General features: G+C 36.8%; 23 protein-coding genes, 7 tRNA genes and 1 pseudogene. 1 reads left to right on the top strand and 30 read right to left on the bottom strand.

What is annotated here, in order from left to right:
• Positions 1-8: 8 nt before the first annotated feature.
• From BQ7352_RS05280 to tig, 23 genes and pseudogenes are all read right to left on the bottom strand, one after another.
• A complete protein-coding gene (locus BQ7352_RS05280) occupies positions 9-1,220 on the bottom strand; it encodes an ABC transporter permease (RefSeq protein ID WP_072448608.1) in 1,212 nt (403 codons plus the stop codon).
• Positions 1,207-2,094 carry an ABC transporter ATP-binding protein gene (locus BQ7352_RS05275; protein WP_072447603.1) on the bottom strand — a complete coding sequence of 296 codons (888 nt, stop codon included), beginning with the start codon at positions 2,092-2,094 and terminating at the stop codon, positions 1,207-1,209. The genes BQ7352_RS05280 and BQ7352_RS05275 overlap by 14 nt, the downstream gene beginning before the upstream one ends.
• Positions 2,095-2,105: 11 nt before the next feature.
• Positions 2,106-2,831, bottom strand: coding sequence for a hypothetical protein (locus BQ7352_RS05270; RefSeq protein ID WP_072447601.1), 726 nt, complete (start codon positions 2,829-2,831; stop codon positions 2,106-2,108).
• Positions 2,815-3,354, bottom strand: coding sequence for an RNA polymerase sigma factor (locus BQ7352_RS05265; RefSeq protein ID WP_072447599.1), 540 nt, complete (start codon positions 3,352-3,354; stop codon positions 2,815-2,817). The genes BQ7352_RS05270 and BQ7352_RS05265 overlap by 17 nt, the downstream gene beginning before the upstream one ends.
• A 583-nt stretch (positions 3,355-3,937) precedes the next feature.
• Positions 3,938-4,063 (bottom strand): annotated as a pseudogene (locus tag BQ7352_RS05260) (sporulation transcriptional regulator SpoIIID); the annotation flags it as partial.
• A 124-nt stretch (positions 4,064-4,187) separates the two neighbouring features.
• Positions 4,188-4,268, bottom strand: a tRNA-Leu gene (locus BQ7352_RS05255).
• 58 nt (positions 4,269-4,326) lie between these two features.
• Positions 4,327-4,399 (bottom strand) — tRNA-Lys (locus BQ7352_RS05250).
• 15 nt (positions 4,400-4,414) lie between these two features.
• Positions 4,415-4,486 (bottom strand) — tRNA-Gln (locus tag BQ7352_RS05245).
• A gap of 18 nt (positions 4,487-4,504) precedes the next feature.
• Positions 4,505-4,578 (bottom strand) — tRNA-His (locus tag BQ7352_RS05240).
• A gap of 21 nt (positions 4,579-4,599) precedes the next feature.
• Positions 4,600-4,673 (bottom strand) — tRNA-Arg (locus tag BQ7352_RS05235).
• Between the two features lie 29 nt (positions 4,674-4,702).
• Positions 4,703-4,773, bottom strand: a tRNA-Gly gene (locus tag BQ7352_RS05230).
• A 35-nt stretch (positions 4,774-4,808) separates the two neighbouring features.
• A tRNA-Pro gene (locus tag BQ7352_RS05225) sits at positions 4,809-4,883 on the bottom strand.
• Positions 4,884-5,037: 154 nt separating this feature from the next.
• Positions 5,038-5,517 carry a metallophosphoesterase family protein gene (locus BQ7352_RS05220; RefSeq protein WP_072447595.1) on the bottom strand — a complete coding sequence of 160 codons (480 nt, stop codon included), beginning with the start codon at positions 5,515-5,517 and terminating at the stop codon, positions 5,038-5,040.
• Positions 5,514-6,113 carry an XTP/dITP diphosphatase gene (locus BQ7352_RS05215; protein ID WP_072447593.1) on the bottom strand — a complete coding sequence of 200 codons (600 nt, stop codon included), beginning with the start codon at positions 6,111-6,113 and terminating at the stop codon, positions 5,514-5,516. The genes BQ7352_RS05220 and BQ7352_RS05215 overlap by 4 nt, the downstream gene beginning before the upstream one ends.
• A 15-nt stretch (positions 6,114-6,128) precedes the next feature.
• A complete protein-coding gene (locus BQ7352_RS05210; protein ID WP_072447591.1) occupies positions 6,129-7,286 on the bottom strand; it encodes a THUMP domain-containing class I SAM-dependent RNA methyltransferase in 1,158 nt (385 codons plus the stop codon).
• Positions 7,283-7,828 carry a phosphodiesterase gene (yfcE, locus tag BQ7352_RS05205; RefSeq protein WP_072447589.1) on the bottom strand — a complete coding sequence of 182 codons (546 nt, stop codon included), beginning with the start codon at positions 7,826-7,828 and terminating at the stop codon, positions 7,283-7,285. Before yfcE ends, BQ7352_RS05210 begins: the two co-directional genes overlap by 4 nt.
• 36 nt (positions 7,829-7,864) lie before the next feature.
• Positions 7,865-8,200 carry a rhodanese-like domain-containing protein gene (locus BQ7352_RS05200; RefSeq protein ID WP_072447587.1) on the bottom strand — a complete coding sequence of 112 codons (336 nt, stop codon included), beginning with the start codon at positions 8,198-8,200 and terminating at the stop codon, positions 7,865-7,867.
• A gap of 111 nt (positions 8,201-8,311) precedes the next feature.
• The gene (locus tag BQ7352_RS14510) at positions 8,312-8,482 is read right to left on the bottom strand and encodes a hypothetical protein (protein WP_159430631.1); all 171 of its coding nucleotides are present in this window, start codon (positions 8,480-8,482) and stop codon (positions 8,312-8,314) included.
• A 285-nt stretch (positions 8,483-8,767) separates the two neighbouring features.
• The gene (locus tag BQ7352_RS05195; RefSeq protein WP_072447585.1) at positions 8,768-9,199 is read right to left on the bottom strand and encodes a DUF1700 domain-containing protein; all 432 of its coding nucleotides are present in this window, start codon (positions 9,197-9,199) and stop codon (positions 8,768-8,770) included.
• Between the two features lie 23 nt (positions 9,200-9,222).
• Entirely contained in the window at positions 9,223-10,413 is a 1,191-nt protein-coding gene (locus tag BQ7352_RS05190; protein ID WP_072448606.1) for a pyridoxal phosphate-dependent aminotransferase, read from the bottom strand.
• A gap of 40 nt (positions 10,414-10,453) precedes the next feature.
• Complete coding sequence (locus BQ7352_RS05185) at positions 10,454-12,187, bottom strand: ABC transporter ATP-binding protein (protein WP_072447583.1); 1,734 nt, start codon at positions 12,185-12,187, stop codon at positions 10,454-10,456.
• Positions 12,188-12,219: 32 nt separating this feature from the next.
• On the bottom strand, positions 12,220-13,341 hold the full coding sequence (locus tag BQ7352_RS05180) for a ComEC/Rec2 family competence protein (protein WP_072447581.1): 1,122 nt from the start codon (positions 13,339-13,341) through the stop codon (positions 12,220-12,222).
• Positions 13,342-13,447: 106 nt separating this feature from the next.
• A complete protein-coding gene (gene tig / locus BQ7352_RS05175; protein WP_072447579.1) occupies positions 13,448-14,614 on the bottom strand; it encodes a trigger factor in 1,167 nt (388 codons plus the stop codon).
• A gap of 161 nt (positions 14,615-14,775) precedes the next feature.
• Between tig and BQ7352_RS05170 the strand changes: the two genes are divergently transcribed.
• A complete protein-coding gene (locus tag BQ7352_RS05170) occupies positions 14,776-15,228 on the top strand; it encodes a hypothetical protein (protein WP_072447577.1) in 453 nt (150 codons plus the stop codon).
• Between the two features lie 155 nt (positions 15,229-15,383).
• Here BQ7352_RS05170 and BQ7352_RS05165 read toward each other — a convergent pair whose 3' ends face one another.
• From BQ7352_RS05165 to ispE, 7 genes are all read right to left on the bottom strand, one after another.
• Positions 15,384-15,836 carry a YwiB family protein gene (locus tag BQ7352_RS05165; protein WP_072447575.1) on the bottom strand — a complete coding sequence of 151 codons (453 nt, stop codon included), beginning with the start codon at positions 15,834-15,836 and terminating at the stop codon, positions 15,384-15,386.
• A gap of 2 nt (positions 15,837-15,838) precedes the next feature.
• Positions 15,839-16,660, bottom strand: a complete 822-nt coding sequence (murI, locus tag BQ7352_RS05160) for a glutamate racemase (protein WP_072447573.1) — start codon at positions 16,658-16,660, stop codon at positions 15,839-15,841.
• Positions 16,661-16,730: 70 nt separating this feature from the next.
• Positions 16,731-17,393 carry a stage II sporulation protein R gene (spoIIR, locus tag BQ7352_RS05155; protein ID WP_072447571.1) on the bottom strand — a complete coding sequence of 221 codons (663 nt, stop codon included), beginning with the start codon at positions 17,391-17,393 and terminating at the stop codon, positions 16,731-16,733.
• Between the two features lie 26 nt (positions 17,394-17,419).
• Positions 17,420-19,075 carry a GerAB/ArcD/ProY family transporter gene (locus BQ7352_RS05150; protein WP_072447569.1) on the bottom strand — a complete coding sequence of 552 codons (1,656 nt, stop codon included), beginning with the start codon at positions 19,073-19,075 and terminating at the stop codon, positions 17,420-17,422.
• A gap of 1 nt (position 19,076) precedes the next feature.
• Positions 19,077-20,573, bottom strand: a complete 1,497-nt coding sequence (locus BQ7352_RS05145) for a spore germination protein (RefSeq protein WP_072447567.1) — start codon at positions 20,571-20,573, stop codon at positions 19,077-19,079.
• 307 nt (positions 20,574-20,880) lie between these two features.
• Positions 20,881-21,546, bottom strand: a complete 666-nt coding sequence (locus BQ7352_RS05140) for a GntR family transcriptional regulator (protein ID WP_072447565.1) — start codon at positions 21,544-21,546, stop codon at positions 20,881-20,883.
• A 5-nt stretch (positions 21,547-21,551) separates the two neighbouring features.
• Positions 21,552-22,424, bottom strand: a complete 873-nt coding sequence (gene ispE / locus BQ7352_RS05135; RefSeq protein ID WP_072447563.1) for a 4-(cytidine 5'-diphospho)-2-C-methyl-D-erythritol kinase — start codon at positions 22,422-22,424, stop codon at positions 21,552-21,554.
• Positions 22,425-22,530 lie beyond the last annotated feature (106 nt).

The following is a 22,530-nucleotide window of genomic DNA, read 5'->3' as shown; positions in this document are numbered from 1 at the left end:
ATTTGAATTTATTTTATTTCTGCCTTCTTATAAGTATTATATAAAATAGGTTGAATCATTAAACATATAATCGCATACAATGGAATGATAAAAGTTGCGATTGTTGTTATTTTTCCTCCTAGATTTATAAGTCCAGACTCTTTAATATCAAGGTATATTTCTAATAATTGGTCTGGAAAAAACGAACATAATTGTGGTAGCGTAATAATTCTACTTAAAAACGGAAATGCACATAATACAATAAATGGTACAATAATTGCTGTTGTTGTAGAATGTGTAATTGCCGATACCAACATTGCTAATAAAGAAGCAAATAATGTCCCAACATATCCTCCAAGTACAATAAGTAAATAAGCCTGCAAAAAAGTAACATTATATACACTTCGCCATAAGTCCAACTGAATTGGACAATTTGCTCCATCTGCTCCCAGTACAAAAAGAACAATACAAGTATATAAAAGTATAAATAATATATAGAATACAGAAACTATACTAAATCCTGCCACCATTTTAGATAATACACCTTTATTTCTTCCTAACTTGGTTGAAAAGAAAATAGAATCAGATTTTGTTTGAAATTCATCTGAAAATATTCCCGATACAAAAAATCCAATAGCTAAAGCCAAAATCAAAATAAATGTTGAAATATTTTGTAACAATGCTGACCAGCCATCTGCATATTCATAATAGAATGGGGTCTTTAAATTTTCGTATTGTTGAATTAGAAAATTCTTTTCCTCTGTTGTAAATGTTTCTTCTCCAGAATCTAGCCAATCTTTCAAAGTAGCAATCCTTCGTTCATAAATTGTTCCTACTTCATCTTCCGAAACACTATTAACTGCATAATAATCATAATCTCTATATCCACTAAATGCTGAATTGATAACATCTATAATTCCTGCAATTCCTTGCTTTTTTGCGTAAGCTTTATCCTGCTCTATAATATCATCAGACAAAGCTTCTTTTGAATTATTTATAGCTGTATTTTCATCAAGAACCTTACGCAATGTATCCTCGGTCAAATATCCAGCCCATTCATTTCTAGCTTCTCTCAAATTATGTGACGCTGAAATTCCAACCGAATGATTTCCATTTTCGTCAACATATTCCACTCTGTTTATCGTCAAAATACTCGTTATTATCAATACAATAAATAATAATACAACCGCAATTTTATTTTTTGGTTTAGAAAATATTTTTTTTATTTCAAATCTCAACATTTTCATTACCTGCCTTTTCTCCAAAATAATATAAAAATACGTCCTCTAGTGAGGCTTCAACACATTTTGCATTTTCAATAGGTTTTTCAAGAGAAATAATCCTTAACATAACTCCATTAGCTTCTGTTTTCATATTAGAAATCTTGTACTTATTCATAAAATAGGATACTTCACTTTTTCCAACATAACATTCCCACACGTTTTCCGGCATAGAGTTTATCACTTCTTCTGAACTTCCTTTATGCATGAGCTTTCCATCTTTAAATAACCAAATTTCATTCGCTATATATTCAATATCAGAAACGATATGTGTAGATAATAATACCAATCTTTCCTCTGCCAACTCACTAATTAAATTTCGAAAACGAATTCGTTCATTAGGATCAAGTCCAGCAGTCGGTTCATCAAGAATCAAAATTTTAGGATTATTTAACATAGCTTGTGCAATCCCAACTCTTCGTTTCATACCACCAGATAAATTTTTCATTTTCTTATTTATAGCTTTTTGCAATCCTACCTTTACTACTAATTCTTTTACTCTTTTTTTAGCAACAATAGGTCTTATCCCTTTCAAAGAAGCAATATATAGAAGATAATCTTTTATCGTAAATTCTGGATAGAAACCAAATTCTTGTGGCAAATATCCTAATAGTTTTCTATATTCACTATCCATACTAAAAATATCTTTTCCGTCACAGTATATCGTTCCACTGGTCGGCTTTAATAAAGTACATAACATTCTCATCAATGTTGTTTTACCTGCTCCATTTACGCCTAACAAGCCATATACCCCCGTTGTCATTGTAACATTCAGATTGTCAACAGCTGTAAAGTCTCCAAATTTCTTAGATAAATTTGTTATTTTTAATTCCATTTATAACCCTCCTAATATTTAATAGAATCATGTATTGTTCTATAAACCAAATTTCCAAGAATCACAAACCCAATTCCAATTAAGAATATCCATACTGGAAGCTTTATAAGAGTATATATTTTCTCATTAGTTATTACACTCCACCAAACTACACTCCACAAAATACAAAATGCAATTGAATTTGTTTCACTTGTATTCTTTTTACCACACAGCATTCCAAAACAGATGCAAGCAGTTACTACCGCAGGAAATAAAAACTGTGATAATAAAGCGAGTAGTGTAATATGCAATCTTCCATGTAGGAACAAACAAAATGCCGTAAGCAATATAACATCTACTAACCCAAACAAAAATATTCTTGCAGAATATATCTGTCTAAGAGAATAGTAAGAAGCACTTTCTATCTCCATACATTGATTAGATTTATTTTTCCATAATTCTGGAATAATTAAAATCACAAACAAAACACTTGTAATTCCTAATCCTCTTTGTACATAAAATTCTTCTGGATATGAAGAAAGTATCATTCCTATTCCTGCTAGTAATAATGTTTGAAATAACCACCATCTTTTTTGAGTAATACGAAACTGTATCCATAAAAATTCTCGATAAGTTAATATCTTTTCTTGTTCTTTCAAATAGAATATTTCAATTGACTTATTCACTGTATCTACAATTTTTTCCTCATTTTGATTAACTGGTTTATCAGTTTTGAATATCCTAAAATTCTTTTTCATAAGTACCCTCCTCTCTTCCACAAATTCTCAACTGTTTTCGTGCATTTGTTAATCGGTACTTTGTTAAAGACTCGCTAATCTGTAATTTTTCTGCAATCTCTGAAATTTTTAATTCCTCTAAATAATACAAAACAATTACTTCTTTCAATTCTTTAGGAAGAGAATTGATAGCACTATCCACGAACATCTTATCCACAATTTGTTCCATGTCATTTGACATTCCATAAGCCAATAGTTCTTCATCGTCCATTGGTATGTCTTTTTTCTTTTTATAATGATTTTTACACAAATTCCTAGCAATTGTATAAAGATAATTCTTGGTTTTGCCTTGAAAATGATACTCAGATAATTTTGCGAAAAAATTTATAAATGTTTCTTGTGTTAAATCTTCGGCATATTCTGTGTCATAACAATGGTAACTACAATACTTTAATATTTCGTTATAATATTTACGTACAAAAGTATCAAAAGCCTGTTCATTACCTTGTTTCATTTTTTGAATTAAAAGAAAATCTGTAAGCACAAAATCCTCCTTTCTCATTTGAAATGTTATAAACGTTTACATCATTCTACTAAGTATAACAACTCAAGTGAATAAAAAGTTAGTCATTTAAAAAATTTTTTTATCTAAATTTTAATCTACTTATCCGTTTCGACCATACTCAAGATTTAATGACTGCTTAAATACTTACTGATAAAGAAAAACTGTCATCCTTTAACAGCAATTTTCTTTCATTTGGTATACCATTAAGAATAGCCAATATTATCTATACTGGCTTAGATGTTATTCATAAGTCCTACTACTTCATCATATTCTTCCATATTTTGAGAAAACAAGTGGTTCTTCCAGCATCTAGGAAAATATTATAAATTCAAACAGCATATTCCCAAACTACTTTCTTATTAAAAAAACTTAGAAGAGACATTCTCCTCTAAGCCTTTATACTTTATTACAGAATATTTTTTACTTTTATTTTTCCTCATGGTCACGAGGCTTTTTCGCTTAAATCCTACCTTTTGAACACATAATATTGCATGTAAAGATCTTAACCCCACTAAAGGCTCTTACCTCACCTCATAAACAACCTTCACAAAAACACCTCTTTTGTTACATCTATATGTACAGTACTCTTACTTACTCCAAATTTCTTTGCCGTCTGCCTTACTGTTGCTTTTTCTTCAATAATATACTTGGCTATTTCAATTGCTCTTTCTTCAATATATTCTTTCAAGGATAAGCCTCCGAAGACGCTGTTTTTACAATGTATGCCCTCGATTTATTCAATATACCTCACGTAAAGATTTCGCAGCAATTTCAAAAAGAACCCTTGAAAATCAAGGGTTCTGGTACTTTACTGCGGATAACAGGACTTGAACCTGCACGTCGTAGACACCAGAACCTAAATCTGGCGCGTCTGCCAATTCCGCCATATCCGCAAATCACATATTGTTTTAAAAAAATAACCAAGGTTTTTACCTTGGCTATTTTAAACAGTGAAGCATCGGGGATTCGAACCCCGGACAACTTGATTAAAAGTCAAGTGCTCTACCGACTGAGCTAATGCTCCGTAAATATTATTAAACTGGGCTAGCTGGATTCGAACCAGCGAGTGCAGGAGTCAAAGTCCTGTGCCTTACCGCTTGGCGATAGCCCAAGACCGCCTTACGGCTAGGGTGGATAAAGGGATTCGAACCCTTGGCCTCCAGAGCCACAATCTGGCGCGCTAACCAACTGCGCTATACCCACCATGTGCATCTTTGATGCAAACGTGCTTGGAGGGATTCGAACCCCCGACCCACGGCTTAGAAGGCCGTTGCTCTATCCAGCTGAGCTACAAACACATCACATTAAACCTTTTGGGCTTAACGTAAGCGGGTGATGGGAATCGAACCCACATATCCAGCTTGGAAGGCTGGTGTTCTACCACTGAACTACACCCGCATAAAATAAATAACATTTCTTTTTTTAAGAAACAGTCGGGGTGACAGGATTCGAACCTGCGACCTCCTGGTCCCAAACCAGGCGCTCTAGCCAAGCTGAGCCACACCCCGAAAGTGTTTTTTCTTGTCTTCCGAACTCTCTTGCCCGGCGACAAGGTATACTATACCAGCACTCAACAAAAAAGTCAACACTTTTTTAAAATTTTTTTTATTTTTTTAAGCAAAATCTCAAACCCCTTGATTTATAAGGGGTTTGAGGCTTTTCTTACAAATAATTAATTGTATATTTTGCCTTTCCGGTCTCATCTATTTCCATAATAATATAACTGGGCTTTCTTCCTATTTGTCTTGGATAAGACAGACTGCCTGGATTTAAAATTGTAATCCCATTCTTTTCTTCTATCTCCGGCCGATGAGTATGACCATACATTACCACACTGGCATTTCGAAAAACTGCCTCCTCATACAGCCTGTCTGTTCCCACTGAAACACCATAATAATGTCCGTGAGTAATAAAAATATGATAATCTTTTATCCAAAACTCTTCTTCTCTGGGCAAATCTGAAAAAAAATCATTATTTCCGGATACAATATGTGTTGGACAGCCTGCAATAACTTCAATATAATCCTCCTGCCCTTCTACATCACCCAAATGGATTAAATGCTGAAAAGGTCCTCTTTCCTTCAAAACCCGTTCCAAATTTTCTTCATGGCCATGTGTATCACTAACAATCAATACTCTCATAACAAATCCTCGTGTTCAAGGAGTTCTTTCATTTTCCGAAGTGCATTTCCTCTATGACTGATACTATTTTTCTCTTCAGGAGGAAGTTCTGCTGTACTTACCCCTCTTTCCGGTAAATAAAAAATCGGATCATATCCAAATCCATTTTCGCCACGTTCCTCATACCCTATAATTCCCTCTATAGTTCCGCGGACCACAAAGCTTCTCCCATCGGGAAATGCAGCTGCAATGGCACACACAAAGCGCGCGGTTCTCTTTTCATCGGGTACTCCTTCCAAACGATCAATGAGATTTTTATTTTTAATACGATAAGAGGTATCTTCTCCCATATATCTCGCAGAATAAATACCCGGCTCTCCATTTAAATAGTCAATTTCAAGACCAGAATCGTCTGCCAAAACCATTTCTCCCGCTAATTTGCATACTTCCTTTGCTTTTATTAAAGCATTTTCTTCAAAAGTGCTTCCATTTTCCTCAATATCAGCCTCAATTCCAGCTTCTTTCATGGAAAGTATTTCTACTGGCAGCTCTCCTAAGATTTCCTTAATTTCAATCATTTTATGTGCATTTCCGGTAGCAAAAATCAATCTTCTCATTTGACATTTTCTCCTTTACTCCAGAGGTTTTTTCTTTCTGGGTGGTTTTGGTCCTAAAAACTGATAAAAATATGTTTTCATCATACCATTATAAATCTTACGATTTTTATCCGCATTTCTTCCGATATAACGCTCTGCATCTTGATATGCAGTAATAAGATACATAGACCAGGCATCCAGTCTTTGAAAACTTTCACCTATAGTTGTATAAAGCTGTGGTAAATTTCCTTTCTCCTCAATACGTTCTCCATAAGGAGGATTTGTTACAATAAACCCATATTTTTTCGGATGATTTAAATCTTTTACATCTCTTTGTTGGAAATGAATAAGCTTCTCAACCCCTGCACAACGGGCATTTTCTCTTGCAGCTTTTACAATTTCACCATCTAAATCATATCCTTGAATATCGGTTTCTATATCCAGACACATTAAATCTCTTGCTTCATCATGAGCATTGTACCAGTGTTTTCTGGAAATTATATTTTTCCAATCCTCAGATAAAAAGCTCCTGTTCATTCCCGGTGCAATATTAGCTGCTATCATAGCTGCCTCAATTGGAAATGTTCCACTTCCACAGAAAGGATCCACTAAAATTCTGTCTTTATTCCATGGAGTAAGCATTAAAAGAGCCGCTGCCAAAGTTTCCGTAATAGGAGCCTTGCTGGTAAGCTGACGGTAACCTCGTTTATGTAAGGACAATCCCGTAGTGTCAATCCCTATAGTTGCCACATCCTTCATAAAAGAAACACGTACAGGATAACTGGCCCCATCTTCTTCAAACCATTCCACATGATAAACAGATTTCAAACGCTCTACCATTGCCTTTTTCATAATAGATTGTATATCTGAAGGGCTGAATAGTTTACTTTTTACAGAATTTGCTTTTGCAACCCAAAACTTTCCATCTACAGGAATAAATTCTTCCCACGGCAAAGCTTTTGTTTTATCAAATAATTCTTCGAAAGTTGTAGCTTTAATCTTTGCTACTTTTAAAAGAATTCTTTCTGTTGTACGAAGAAAAATGTTTGCTCTTACAATTGCTTCTGCATCTCCATAGAAAGTAACCTTTCCATCTTCTACTTCGCTGATTTCATATCCTAAATCCTGTATTTCTCTCTTTAATACAGCTTCCAGCCCAAAATGGCAAGGTGCTATTAATTCAAACATTTTCATGAAAGTTTTAACTCCTTAACAATTTCCCCTTCAAACCCACGGATACTAAAGATACCATCTTCCAAAACAGCATAAGTAGGAATATTTCCTTCTTTTGGAATTGACACAGAACCCGGATTTAAAATTGTATAATTTTCCTTCTTTTCTGCACGTAATACATGAGTATGTCCATGAATAAAAATATCCCCTTTTTTCATCGGCGGAAGATTTTCCTCATTATATATATGACCATGGCTTGCATAAATAGTTCTTTCCCCATCCATAATAATACAGTAATCTGCCATAACCGGAAATTCCAGAACCATCTGATCTACTTCTGCTTCGCAGTTCCCTCTTACTACATAAAGCTCATTCTTTTTTTCATTGAGCATTGCAATAACTTCCTTAGGTGCATATTCTTTTGGCAAATCGTTTCTGGGACCATGGTACAAAATATCTCCCAATAAAATCAAACGATCTGCCTTTTCCTGCTCATAAGCTTCCAACATTTTCTTACAATAATATGCGGAACCGTGAATGTCTGAAGCAAACATATATTTCATCTTGTTTTTCTCCTTGTTGTATACTTTAATTTTCAATTATTTGTTTTTTATTTTACTATGCCTATTGGAAAAATACAAGTTCGAACCTTTGTAACATCTAATTCCTCCTACTACAGATTTTACCCGATATCCCCTTCTCATCAGCTCTCTTGCTGCAAATAAACTGCTGCTTCCACGACTGCAGTACAACACCAGCAATTTATCCTTGGAGAATTTTCTACATTTTTCAATTTCCCCATATGGAATATTCACTGCTGTTTTTAAATGGCTGACCTCATATTCCTCTGTATTCCGCAAGTCTATAATAACAGCATCCTGTCTGCCTATATAATTATCTAATTCCTCCGCTGAAATTGTATCAATACTCAGCATCACAATCATTCCTTTTTCTTTTAGTATTAGTATATGCAGGAAGAAATTTATTTTCAAAAAAAGGAAACTCCGGTAAAACCGAAGTTTCCTGCACAGGCGACAGTTTCCTTTTTAATAGCTGTATTCTGATTTAGAGTTATTTTTCTCTGCTGCATTCTTGTTATTGGAAGCAGCAGATTTATTTGCATTTCTGTCACCACAATTTTCTGCGTATGAATTTTTCGCTTTGTTTGTGTTAGATGTTGCTTTGTTCTTATTTGTGTTGTTCATGTTTTTTGCCATGATAAAATACCTCCTGAATAAAAATTTTTCGTTACAGTATTATTATCTCTGTAATCAAAAATAATATTCTCAGGAAAATATATTAAATTGATATTTCTTAAATTTTAACAATTTTCTAACAAAAAAATAATATTATTGCTTTTTTTTTCCTTTTATATTATAATATGGGTTGTAAAAAGAATTTACCCTTCAAAAATTTTTTTTACATTATAACCCCTTATTTAATTATTTATACTCCCCTCGAAATCCCTCATAGCTCCCCTATGAGGGATTTCTTTCTGTTTTTTATCTTTTTCGTACAATAGAAATCACCACTAAAATAAGGATAACCGGTAATAAAATCGGCAGTAAAAAAGATAACAAAGTTGTAATAAGTGAAATAATCAGAAATACAACCGCAATAGTAATTCCAATAAAAAGATATTTCTTGGTTTTGTCTGATAACCCTTTTTTCTCTGCTTTTCTTTGGCTTTCCTCAGGTGTCTGCTCATAAAAATAGTTTTGATTTTCAGCGCTATTGGGAGCAGTATCCAAAATTGTTCTCGCAATCAGCCTTGGATCTCCCAGCATATTTAAAATTTCTGTTTCGCTTTTTCCGCTTCTTTCCTGCTCTTCTATATAATTTTTATAATATGCCACATGTCCTGCCACTTCACTTACCGGCAGCTGCCCGCTTAACGCTGTCTTTAATTCTTCTAAAAACTCCCTTTTCATCATATCAGACCTGCTCCCTTCTCAATCTATATGGTGTGAAATTCCTCCGCCAGCTTTCTGAAGCTGTCCAAAGAGTTTACAATCGTTTCATAAGAAACACAATAAGCAATTCTTACATATCCCGGACAGGAAAAAGAGGAACCAGGCACCATAAGAATATGATATTTCTTAGCTGCTTCGCAAAATTCTTTTTCATCTGCTACAGGCGATTTCATAAACAAGTAAAAAGCCCCTTCCGGTTTAATACAATGAAATCCCATTTCTACAAGGGCATGATACAATGTTTCGCGATTTCGATTATAATAAGGCACATCTGTCTTTGCATCCAGGCATCTGGCAACCACTTTCTGCATGAAAGAAGGCGCATTTACATATCCTAAAATTCTGGTTGCCACACTGGCTGCTGCCTGAATTTCTTCTGAGTCTGCCGCTTCCTTTGGAATAACAAGATAACCAATTCTTTCACCCGGCAAAGAAAGTGATTTACTAAAAGAATATCCTACAATAGTATTTTCATAATATTTTGTCAGATAAGGAACATTTACCCCGTCATAAACCAATTCTCGATATGGTTCATCAGAGATCAGATAAATATCCGTTCCGAATTCCTTTTGTTTTCTCTTCAAAATCTCTGCCAGCTTTTTGATTGTTTCCTCTGAATACACTACACCCGTAGGATTATTAGGCGAATTTATGATAATTGCCTTTGTTCTCTTTGTAAGCTTTTCCTCTAATTCTTTTAAATTAGGCTGAAAATCTCTGGTATCAGGGCTCACTACCACTAAAACTCCATCATAATTAGAAACGTATGCATTGTATTCTCCAAAATATGGTGCAATCACTATAACTTCATCCTGTGGATTTAACAGTGTTTTTAAAATTACATTTAATCCTCCGGCAGCCCCTACTGTCATAATAATATTTTCCTTCTCAAAAGAAGTATCAAATCTTTTATTCAAAGACTCTGCCACTGCCTGCCTTACATCTTCATATCCGCCGTTGCTCATATATCCATGAAGAACAACCGGATCCTCATTCTTCACTATTTCACACATTGCCTCCTGTACTACAGGCGGTGCAGGGACGTTTGGGTTGCCCAGACTAAAATCATAAACGTTTTCTGCACCATATTCTTTTGCTAATTTTTTTCCTTCTTCAAACATTGCACGAATTGCCGAGCTGTTGTTTATCACTGCTTTCATCTTATCTGCTATCATGTTCAACCATTCCTTTCCCTGCATTTCTTTTTTTATTGTATCATGAAAACGAAAGTTTATAAAGACTGCTGTAAATCCCTTCTTTGTCCATAAGTTCCTGATGTGTTCCTTCCTCTGCAATTCCGTCCTCCGTCAGCACCAGAATTCGCTGAGCTTTTCTAATCGTGGAAAGTCTATGGGCAATTACAAAGGTAGTTCTGTCTGCAGAAAGCTTTTCCAGGGAGTCCTGTACAATTTTTTCGCTCTCATTATCAAGAGCAGAAGTTGCCTCATCAAAAATTAAAATCGGAGGATTTTTCAGGAAAACTCTGGCAATAGAAAGTCTCTGCTTCTGTCCCCCCGAAAGTTTCACACCTCTTTGTCCGATGTCTGTATGGTAACCATTATCCAGTTCCATAATGAAATCATGGGCATTGGCAGCTTTGGCAGCCTGTATCACTTCTTCATCTGTGGCAGCCGGTTTTCCATATCGAATATTTTCCATAACCGTTCCTGCAAACAGATAAACATCCTGCTGCACAATACCAATTTTGCTTCGCAGACTGTGCAATTTAATCTTTCTGATATCCTGTCCATCCAGTAAAACCCTTCCCTCTGTTACGTCATAGAAACGGGGAATTAAGCTGCAAAGAGTTGTTTTTCCAGCTCCTGAGCCACCTACTAAAGCCACATATTCTCCTGCATTTACCTTAAGATTTACATCCTTTAGTACCTGCTCTTTGTTTCCTTCATAAGAAAAAGAAACACCTTCGAAATCAATGGCACCTTTTACATTGGTAAGTTCACAAGCATCCTCATCATCTGTAATATCCGGCTCTACCTCCATAATTTCGCGAAAACGTACATATCCACTGTATCCATTCTGGAACTGCTCTGTAAAATTAATTAACTTTTTCACAGGTTCCGTAAAATTATTAATATATAAAAGAACCGTTACTAAATCCGCTACCGGCATCTGTCCTTTTGTAAGAGAAAATGCACCTACCAGAAGAACTACAACCGTAATCAGTGTGGTAAAGGCTCCCATCCCTGAATAATACGTCCCCATATACTGATAACTCTGTTTTTTAGACTCTACAAAACGCTGATTTCCGATTTTAAATTTTCTCATTTCTTCCTGTTCGTTTGCAAAAGATTTTACCACACGAATTCCTGAAAGACTATCCTCAATCTGTGTGTTAATGTCTGCAATACGGGCTCTATTGGTTCGAAACGCTGTCTCCATCTTACGGTTAAAATAAAGGGCATACAAAACCAAAAATGGAATAAAGAAAAATGCAGCTAAAGCCAATTTCATATTAATAAACGCCAAAATGAAAAATGCACCCACAAATTTGATTATAGAAATAATTAAATCCTCTGGTCCGTGATGCAAAAGCTCACTGATTTCAAACAAGTCTGACGTCACTCTGGAAAGTAGCTGTCCTACCTTCTGGTTATCAAAAAACGCAAAGGACAGCTTCTGATAATGACTGAAAATCTCATTTCTCATATCTCTCTCAATGCGAGCCCCCATAAGATGCCCATAATAAGAAATATAAAAATTGCAAAAGGCCTCTAAAAGGACTAAAGCAATCATTAATATCCCCAATTTTATAATCACATTTACAGCTTTATCCACCGGATAATACACTACATTGCTTGTAATATAACGTACCAGAAGCGGGATTACCAATGTAATCCCTGCTCCTAAAACTGCGAAAAACAGGTCTGAAAAGAAAAGTCCCTTATAGGGTTTATAATAACCTGCCAGCTGCTTTAATGTCTTTTTCATTTCCTATTCTCCTTTGTATCTTTTCCTTCTTTTTATGGATTACAGCTTTTGCAGGCACTATATCCTGCATCAAGCAAAGCATTGATATCCCCTTTGTAGTAACTTCTGTTGTCCTCTGACATCTTTTCTACAGATGAACAACTCTTCTTGTGAATTTTCTTTGTATGTGCATTCAAAACAAAGTCACATTCCTGTTCATTGCTGTTATTAAACTCCTGGATATCCTGGTCTTCTTCTGTCCCATTTCTATCCCCCGGGGTGTAATCATTACAGGGTTCCTGTTGAAATGTCAGCTCTTTTCCGTCACTGTACATAAGGATAGTTCCCTGCACATCTGTACGAAATACCGGTACATCATACTTCTTTAAAAGCTCCATAGTATCTTCTCTGGGGTGCCCATACTTATTGTCCTCCCCACAACTGATTACACTGTAAGAAGGGGCGATTTTTTTGAAAAATTCTTCGCTTACATGGGAACCATGATGGTTCATAAGCATAACATCTGCCTGAATATCCACACCGGACTCTAAAATTTCTTTTTCACTTTCCAGCCCGATATCTCCGCCGATAAAAAATTTCTGTTCTCCGTTTTCTAAAATAACTCCTACAGAGTCTTGATTTTCATCCTCATGACCGTAAGATACAGGAGAGATAATCCGAAATTTTGCGCTTCCCAAAGAAAATTCCTGTCCCTGCTGTGGATGCACAGCTTCATATCCTTTCTCCTCTACCACTTTTTGATAAGATTGAAAAATATTAGAGTCAGCCTCATAATCCGGTGTAATCAAAGTCCCCACCGGAAATTTATGTAAGGCACCCACAGCGCCTGATAAATGATCCTCATCAAAATGGGAAATCAAAACATAATCCAGTTTTTCAATATTTTGCTTTTCCAGATAACTTACCACAAAGGAAGAACTCTTTCTTGCACCACCATCTATGAGCATGGATTTCCCCTCTGACTGAAGTAAAATGGCATTTCCCTGTCCAACATCCAGATAATGTACGATAAGACCACCTGCTGTCTGTGTATTTTGCACAATATCAGAATTCACACTGCCTTGCATTTTTTCTTTTCCACAGCCCCAAAGAGGCACAACAATAAGAAGCATAACAAGCAAAAGTCCTAATATTCTCCTTGTTTTTGTCTTCATCTCTTTTATCTCCTTTTATCTATCCGCTGCAGTACGCTCTTTGCGTAGTAATAATAAACCGCAGACACACATTCTATCTTTCATGTTTGTCTGCGGTATTTATCCACTATTCCTGTGTATCAGCTTCCGGTTCCTGTTCTGTTACTGTAGCAGTTTCCATAATTACATCACATGCTTTATTCCAGAGAACGCTGTCTTTTAATACGTTCAAATCACCATAATACATCTTCATGGTTTCTGCATCTGGAAATCCATTTGCTTCTGCATATTTTGCTTCTTCTACTGTGTAGTCTTCTTCGCTCATTTCAATTCCCTCTGCATTGAAAATAGCCTGTACAATTAAATTCTGCTGTAAATAAGTCTGCGCGGACTCTGTAAGTACCTTATCTACTTCTTCTTCAGAAATCTCCTGCTGCTTAACGTAATCGTCCAAAGTCATCTGGAACTGTGCCTGATACATCTGATCAAGTCTTTCCTTTACATCTTTTTTGCCCTGTTCTAAAATAGCCTCCGGATATTCCTTAAACTCTGTACTTTCTACTACCATAGTAAATAAATCAGATTTTACCTGACCTTCATATTCTAAATCTATACTCTTCTGCATTGTATCTTTATGTGCTGTTCTGAATTCTTCCGCAGTCTTATAGTCTGTATTGGCTGCTGCCCATTCATCGGTAAGTTCCGGCGCCTGAGAAATACTGTTAATTTTCACCTTGAACTGTACTGCTTTTCCCTGCATTTCTTCCGCTCTGTAATCAGTTGGAAAAGTCAGGTCTAAAGTCACTTCTTCACCTTTTTTGTGTCCAATCAGCCCTTCTTCAAAGCCTTCGATCATAGAACCTGAACCAATACGCAAATCTTCACCCTGTGCAGAACCGCCTTCAAATTCCTCACCATCCATATAACCTGTGAAATCAATATTGACTGTATCATCTTGCTGAACAGCTCTGTCCTCTGTCACTTCAACCTGCTCATAACCTGTCATAAGTGTATAATGAATACTGTTATCCACTTCTTCGTCTGTCACAGTAGCCTTAGGTGTTTCTGTCACCTGAAGATTTTTATATTCTCCTAAAGTAATATATTTTTCTATATCATCAATATCTACCGCTACTACTTTTCCGTCTTTATTTGTCAGCTGAAAATCTTCTTGTGAAGACTGCTCTGTTTTTGTTCCTTCTTTATCTTCTGTTTTATCCTTCTTTTCGCCGCAGCCCATCGCTGTACCCAGAATTCCCAATGTCAGCAGAAGGATTATCATTTTTTTCTTCATGCCTTTTTTCCTCTCCATTCAAAATTAGTATACAAAAGCAGTTATACCATATTACCGCTGAAAAAGAAAGGGTTTCAAGGGATTTTTAGTTGCCTTTTCACGGAAAGGGTGCTAGAATATTCTAAGTATGAATTACTGAAATAATAGGAGGATTAACAGAAATGCTTACGAAAATACTTCTGGTTGTTTTGGTTATTTTAATCATTGGTATTATTGTTCTCTTTTTCCTTGGAAAAAAGGCTCAGAAAAAACAGGAAGAACAACAGGTACAGATGGATGCTATGAAGCAGACTATGACAATGCTTATCATTGATAAAAAACGTCTGCCTATTAAACAATCCGGTCTGCCACAGATGGTTATCGACCAGACTCCAAAGCTTATGCGCCGTTCTAAGCTGCCTATCGTAAAAGCCAAAATCGGACCAAAGATTATGACTTTGGTAGCTGACGAAGCAATATTTGACTTAATTCCTGTAAAAAAAGAAATCAAAGCCGATGTAAGCGGTATTTACATTGTAGGAGTAAGAGGACTTCGCGGTTCCCTGACACCTCCGGCTAAGAAAAAGGGATGGTTCAAACGCATGAAAGAAAAAGCTGCGTCTGCCCAAAAATAAACGGGATTATTACTTTAAGTGTACGTTGGGAATATTTATACATTTTACATTCAGTCTGGACTTGCTTTGAGCTTGTAATCTCAAGGCGTGCTCCACAGATTTATCAAAAATGTATGGATATTCCTGATTATTGCTTAAAGAAATAATCCCATTTTTTATATATTTAAAGAAAATTCACCGCTGTCCTTTTCTTTTACACTTACTGCAATCTGGCAGTCTGCTGCATGTTCTCCATTAATTTCCAATGCATAATCAATACAAAGCTCCAGACTTTTTTCCTGTTCTTTTACATCTATATTGGTAGCTGCAATTCCCATCTGAAGATTTCCAAAAGGAGTGGTATAATATGTGATATTTTTTTTCTGCTCCTCGAAAATCATCTGCATATTAGTAAGTCCCTTTTTCTTTACTTCCACACTATTTTCTAAAATTTTAATACTGTTTCTGTTCTGCTCTGTGAACCCTTCTATAGTTTCATTATAAAAAATATAATGGTGTCCATTTTTATAATAATACTCACCCTTTGCCACCATTTCTACTTCTTCTGGAGGACTGCCATCTTCCATACTCTGAAGTCCTTTTACCGTAACTAAAACATCTTTTGTCATTTTTAAAACTCCTCAATATTAATCTGCTCTGTTCGCTTTACATTATAAGGAAGAATAGAATTTGCAAATTCCTGAAAACATTCTTCCTCATCACTGACGAAAAAGCGATAGGGAAATTCTTCATCTACATGTATCTCATTTTCCATACCCTGCTCTTTTAAAAGTCTCTGTAATTCTTTTGCTGTTTCATAAGCAGGATTTACCAGTGTCACCTCATCCCCCACTAACGTCTTTAAAGTAGAACGAAGAAGAGGATAATGAGTACAACCTAAAATAAGTGTATCAATATCTTTTTCTAATAACGGCGCCAGATACCGCTTAGCAACCTCTATAGTAACAGGGTCTTTCAACCATCCTTCTTCCACCAGAGGCACAAACAACGGACATGGCTGCCCGATTACTTCAATCTCCGGATTTTCCGCCTGAATAGTTTTGCGGTATAAATCTGACTTTACAGTTGCCCTTGTACCAATAAGTCCAATCTTTTTATTTCTGGTAGTCTGTGCTGCCACCTTTGCTCCCGGCTTTACCACACCAATAATGGGAATATCAATTTCTTCACTGATTGTTTCAAGAGCCAGCGCACTTGCCGTATTACAGGCTACCACAATAGCTTTTACCTCTTGAGTTTGTAAAAAGCGGACAATCTGTCTGGAATAGCGCAAAATTGTTTCTTTTGATTTACTTCCATACGGAACTCTGGCAGTATCACCGAAATACACGATTTTCTCATGAGGCAAATTTCTCATAATCTCTCTTGCAACTGTCAGACCACCTACTCCGGAATCAAAAACGCCGATAGGCGCTGTTTTCTTATATTTCATACAATAACCTCATAACTGTCTTTTTATCGTCTGTTTCTCATTTTACCCTTAACAAAGGGATATTGCAAGGTTAAAACCAACGAAATCCAATCTTCACCTTTGGCTTTTCCTGTGGATTTTTTAAAATCTGCTCAAATTCTTCTTCTGTAAGCACAGATTTCAAATCCTCCTTCTTTTCTTCTGTCACTATACCATAAGTATCATCAATAAAACACAAACTGGGATAAAGCACACACCACCAATTATGTCCCTGTGCCTCTCCAATGCGTACATTCAAAGCCTCATATTCTCCTGCCGGAAAAGTACAATCTCCATAGGTTTTATCCGGAAAGTAGGTGTTCTCCACTGCTGCACGTACTTCATAATCAAACCCTGCCTCCTCTACAGTCTTTTCTGCTTCTTCCTCTATTTCCTGTAAATGCGTGAGTACTGCCTCCTTAGTTTCTTCTAAATCTGCATCTGGTTTTAAAATTTTCTGTAAATATTCTACGATTTTATTTTTCACCTGTAATTTTAATTCCTGATCCATATCTTTATCGCTGTTTGCAATTACGTGAAGACGGAATACCTCTTCTGCAATCCCTTGCTGTATTTCTCTGTCCAGGCGTTCCTGCATTTCTCTGTTTTCTCTTTTTAAGCGAACCGTATTTATTCCTGTTAAAAACAAAGTCACTGCCAATCCCAAAACTGCTGCTGCCAGCCAGATTTTCCTGTCTTTCCATTTTTCACCCAACTTTTATGTACCTCCTGATTTTCTTATCAGGAGTATTGACGAATTTGCGGTCTTTTATTCACTGTTTCCACTTCTAAAAGCTCTGGCAATTTTTCTTCTCTGTGCCACGCATTATATAAATCCTGAAGAGTAACTGCATCCTTGGGCCTGCCCTCCAGATTGTTCTCCAAAATTCCCGTAAGATAATCTCCCACTGACTCCCCTCCCTGTGTATCAAAACTCATAAGCGTTGCAACATCTTCACAGGAAAACACGTAGATATTCCCTGCTACAGAAGGCTTTTCTTCTAAATAATCTAAAATTTCAAATAAAGCCTTCTCGTTTTCCAGAAGTTCTTTTCCTAAAATAACCGTTTTCATATGTCCCATATCCAGATAATTCTTCTGATTTCTGTTAAATGCTGCCTCTGCTTCCTTGGGAGTCTTTCCCTGATAGGAAATCGCCTGAGCCTGCTCTTCCTGATTTTTCCCCTGTCCTGTTATTTCTCCTAATCCGGGAATGCCATAAATCAGTTCATATTTTCCGTCTTTATAATCTGCACTCATAGATAGTGGAAATTCTCTGTTTTCTAAAGACACCCCACAGCCGGATAAAGGAAGTATACACAAAACAATCACTGCGCTTCTTACAAAAACGGATTTTTTCCGACCGGCAAAACCGGCATAAGATAGAAGAAGCAAAAACAATGGTCCGTAAAACCAGCCTGTGATATTCCAGAAAAATTCTTCGGGTATCTGCATTTTTTCACATATTAAAGCCGCTGCCACAACTCCCACTGCCAGAAAAGGAGCTCCTTTTTCCATATCTGTCCTTACCAACAATTCATGATTGTAAAAAAATACGCCTCCTAAAGCGAACAACATACTAAACATCACTGCTGCCACCCAGAAAATATCCACTCGTTCCAGAAAATCTCCGGGAATTCGAATACCTGCCATGAATTCAATCATTGGATACTGCCTGTGCTCATATCCCCCAATCCCAAAGCTTCCCTGTAACAATAAAAGGCATATTATCAAAGTTCCTGTTACAAGCAGCAGCGCTCCACGCATCACTTTTCCTGTTTCTCCCGGTTTTTTCACATTTCCCAGTGTAACAGGTAAAAAGGCAAAAGGTAAAAAAGCGCAAAAAATCTGATAACTTCCCTTTAACCACCCCTGTAAACTCAAATCTCCCAATTCTCCCAGGTAGTAGCTTTTCATACGCAAAATTCCCAGACATAACATTATTCCTATAATAAAAAGCAAAACAGGAAAGCACACCTCTGCCATTCTTCCCCTTCTTTCCAGACCTTGATGACTGCCCAGATACGTGACTATTCCTGCTAAAATAATAATAATCCAATACACACTTCCTTCAATAAGAAAGCGGTCCGTAATTCTGGCTGTCATCAAAAGAAGATACACTCCCATGACGCACAGCCACGACATATACAGAAAAACAAAAATACTGCCTGCAGCCTTCCCCATATACCTCTTAGGATTTTGCATTACGGTTTTTATTCGAATAAAATAAATACAGAAAAGAAGATACACTGCCAGTACTGTAAGCAGGCATAAAACCCCCTGTCTTCCCGAAACTTCCGGAAATATAGGAATAACCAGTGTATAAATCCCTAAAACGCCCAGAACAATCTGGCGAAACAATTGTCTGTGAGAAATTCTGGCATTATCTGCAAACATATCATACCCCTCCCTTCTTTTTATTACGCAGTTTTATCTGCTGGTCTCGCTTTGCATACAATGGTCTTTTGGTAAGAAAAAGGAAGGGAGCACGTACAACACCATCCTGTTCCCCTCTGTATCCTGCCTGATTTTGAGCTGCAAAAGGAGTCAGGTAAGGAATTCCAAAACTCTTTAACCCTGCCAGATGGCTGATGGTCAGATAAAGCCCAAGAAGAATTCCAAATACTCCTAAAGTTCCTCCCAGAAAAATAAAGCCAAACTTTAACATTCGAAATGGCGCTGAAAATTCCTGATTAGGAATTGCCAGTGAGCAAAGCGCTGTCACAGCCACTACCACCACCACAATAGGGCTTACCAGATTGGCTTCCACCGCTGCCTGTCCTACAATCAGGCCTCCTACAATACCAATAGTACCCCCCAGAGGTCCTGGCATCCGTACTCCTGCCTCTCGAATAGTTTCAAAGGCAATTTCCATAAATAATACTTCTAAAAGAGCCGGAAAAGGAACCCCTTGTCGTGCCTCGCAAAAGGACAAAATCAGATTTGTTGGCAAGACCTGTGTGTGAAAATTTGTAACTGCAAGATATGTGCCGGAAAACAACAGGGTTAAAAGCAAAGCAAAATAGCGAATAATCCGCTGAAAACTCACAATTTCAAAGTGATTGTAGCTGTCTTCACTAACCTGCAGAAAATCATTTAAAACTGCCGGAAGTAAAACCCCTGTGGGAGAGTGGTCACACAATAATAAAATTCTGCCATTTAAAATTTCTGCTGCGCATTTATCCGGTCGCTCTGTAGTCTGAAACTGAGGAAAAGGTGAAAGCCAATGTTTTTCTGTAAGCTGCTCAATAACTCCGGTATCTAAAATTCCATCAATAACAAAGGAGTCCAGACGATTTTCAATCTCTGACAAAAGCTCCGGCCGCACTAAATCTTCCATATACAAAAGCTGCACCAGCGTCTGGCTTCTTTCTCCCATTGTTTTCTGTTTTACTTTTAATCTTGTATCTCGAATTCTCTTTCGCACCAATGCGGCATTTGTCTTTACTGCATCGGTAAACCCTTCTTTTGAACCACGAAGCACCTTTTCTCTGCTGGACTCTGAAACACTGAGATTGGGGTATCCTTTACTTCCGATTTTAATTGCCTTATTGTAACCATCTATAAAAAAGATTGCATTTCCAGCCAACATGGCTGCAAAAGCTTTATCCATGTTTTCCAAAGGCTGTACATCGGAAATTCCCATTCCGTTGTCTTTAACAAATTCAATCAGTTCATCTCCCGGCATCTCCCATATATGATTGATCAGCTTGCCAATTACAGAGTCCTCCAACACCATATTACTTACGGCAACCTCGATATAAACTACAAGGCAACGTATCTTCTTACCCTCTCCTAAAAGCATAGGACGAATGATACAATCATCACAGTTTTGCAGGCGTTTTCTTACATATGCTTCATTTTCATCAATATGTGTTGAAATTATATTGTTCATGATTTTCTCCTCAAAATAATTTTAAAACTTGGCAAAATGACGAATACAGCTCCAACCATTCCATGAACAAACCTGTCCATTTTCTTATTTTTCTCCGCCGCTTATAGATGCCGTGTCTGAGTGCCTTGGCACGAGTTTGGCGGACAAAACATCCGTAGACAGCGCAAAAAAGCAAGAAAATGGACGTATTTGCCATGGAATGGCTGAGTCTATATCTTCAAACATTATCATTAATTTGTATGAAAAAAGGAGTTGCCACACAAACTTCGTGCAACATCTCCTTTTATTATCTCACCCATATTTTCTTTTATTCTTGATTTAAACTGCGAATAATTGCTTTTTGCTGATTATCAATGTGAAGCTGTACGTAATCTAAAGCCTTTTTTTCGTCTCTTGCTCTCAAAGCCTCACAGATGGATTTATGTTCTTCTGCCAATGTACGGCGTACAGCAATATCTTTTAAATATTCCATACGGTAACGATACATCTGCTCTCTTAAATTATTCAAAAGCTGTACCAGACGTTTATTATTGGTTGCCTGATAAATGGTGTCATGGAATTCCACATCCACCTCTGCCAGTTCTGTAAGGTTGTCAGACTCAATGAGTGTCTGAAAGTGTGCTTCTATTTCTTCCAGACGTTCCATCTCTTCCTTTGTAATTCGCTCACAGGCAAGAGAAATGGCTAATACTTCCATTCCTTTTCTTACTTCCAGCACATCATTTAAGTCTCTCTCTGTAATAGAAGCAACCTTTGCCCCTTTTCTGGGAGCCATAACCACAAGCCCTTCCAACTCCAGCTTACGAATTGCCTCTCTGATTGGTGTACGGCTTACTCCAAGCTTATCTGCCAGGGCAATTTCCATCAGGCGTTCTCCCGGTTTTAATTCACCTTTTAAAATTGCCCTTCTCAATGTATTAAAAACTACATCCCTCAAAGGAAGATAGTCATCCATATTCATTTCTAAATCCATTCCTGCTATTTTCTCCTTCCTCCATTATTAAATACTGTAGTCAAAAAAACAGTTCGCGCCAGACGGCTGGCCCGCAATGCTTCGCAGGCATTTTCTGCCGTTGTTTTGTCATCAAATAAACCAAACACAGTAGGTCCACTGCCACTCATCATAGCATTTAATGCCCCATGCTCTTTCATATGATCCTTAATTTCCTGAATAATAGGATAATGAGGAATTGTAACTGTTTCTAATACATTCCCCATATTGTCTGCAATTTTATTCAAATTATGCCATTGAATTGCATCCAACATTTTGTCAATTTCAGGATGATATTCTAATTCATTAGCATGAAGATTTTCATAAACAAACTTTGTAGACACACTAATTGCCGGTTTTCCAATTAACACATAACAATCCGGACATGCCGGAAGGGCACGAAGCTTGTCTCCAATTCCTTCTGCCAATGCAGTTCCTCTTAAAAGACAATAAGGTACATCTGCGCCTATTTTCACGCCTCTCTCCATCAGTTCCTTTACAGAAAGCCCTAATCCAAACAAACGATTTACACCAATCATGGCTGCCGCTGCATCAGAACTTCCCCCTGCCATACCTGCTGCTACCGGAATAAATTTCTGCAAATCCACAGTAATTCCCTGCTCTATCTGAAATTCATCCATCAAAAGCCTGGCTGCTTTATATACCAGATTATTTTCATTTACCGGTATAAACGGCAAATTCGTGGTGATTGTAATTCCGGGTGTCTGACTTATTTCTATATCTAATTGGTCGTACATGTTAATTGTCTGCATAATCATACGCAATTCATGATATCCGTCTTCTCTTTTACGCAGAACATCTAAACCAAGATTGATTTTTGCTAATGCTCTTAATCTCATGGCTTCTCCTCCGACTTTTGTATATTGTATTCCTTTTAGTACATTCTATTCTATATGAAAACCTATTTTTTTTCAACTAGTACAGCAAAAAATAAGTTTCTGCATT

Source organism: Blautia sp. Marseille-P3201T, assembly GCF_900120295.1.
Lineage (GTDB): Bacteria > Bacillota > Clostridia > Lachnospirales > Lachnospiraceae > Blautia.
The sequence above is the reverse complement of the archived record's forward strand: the minus strand, read 5'-3'. Positions and strand labels throughout refer to the sequence as shown.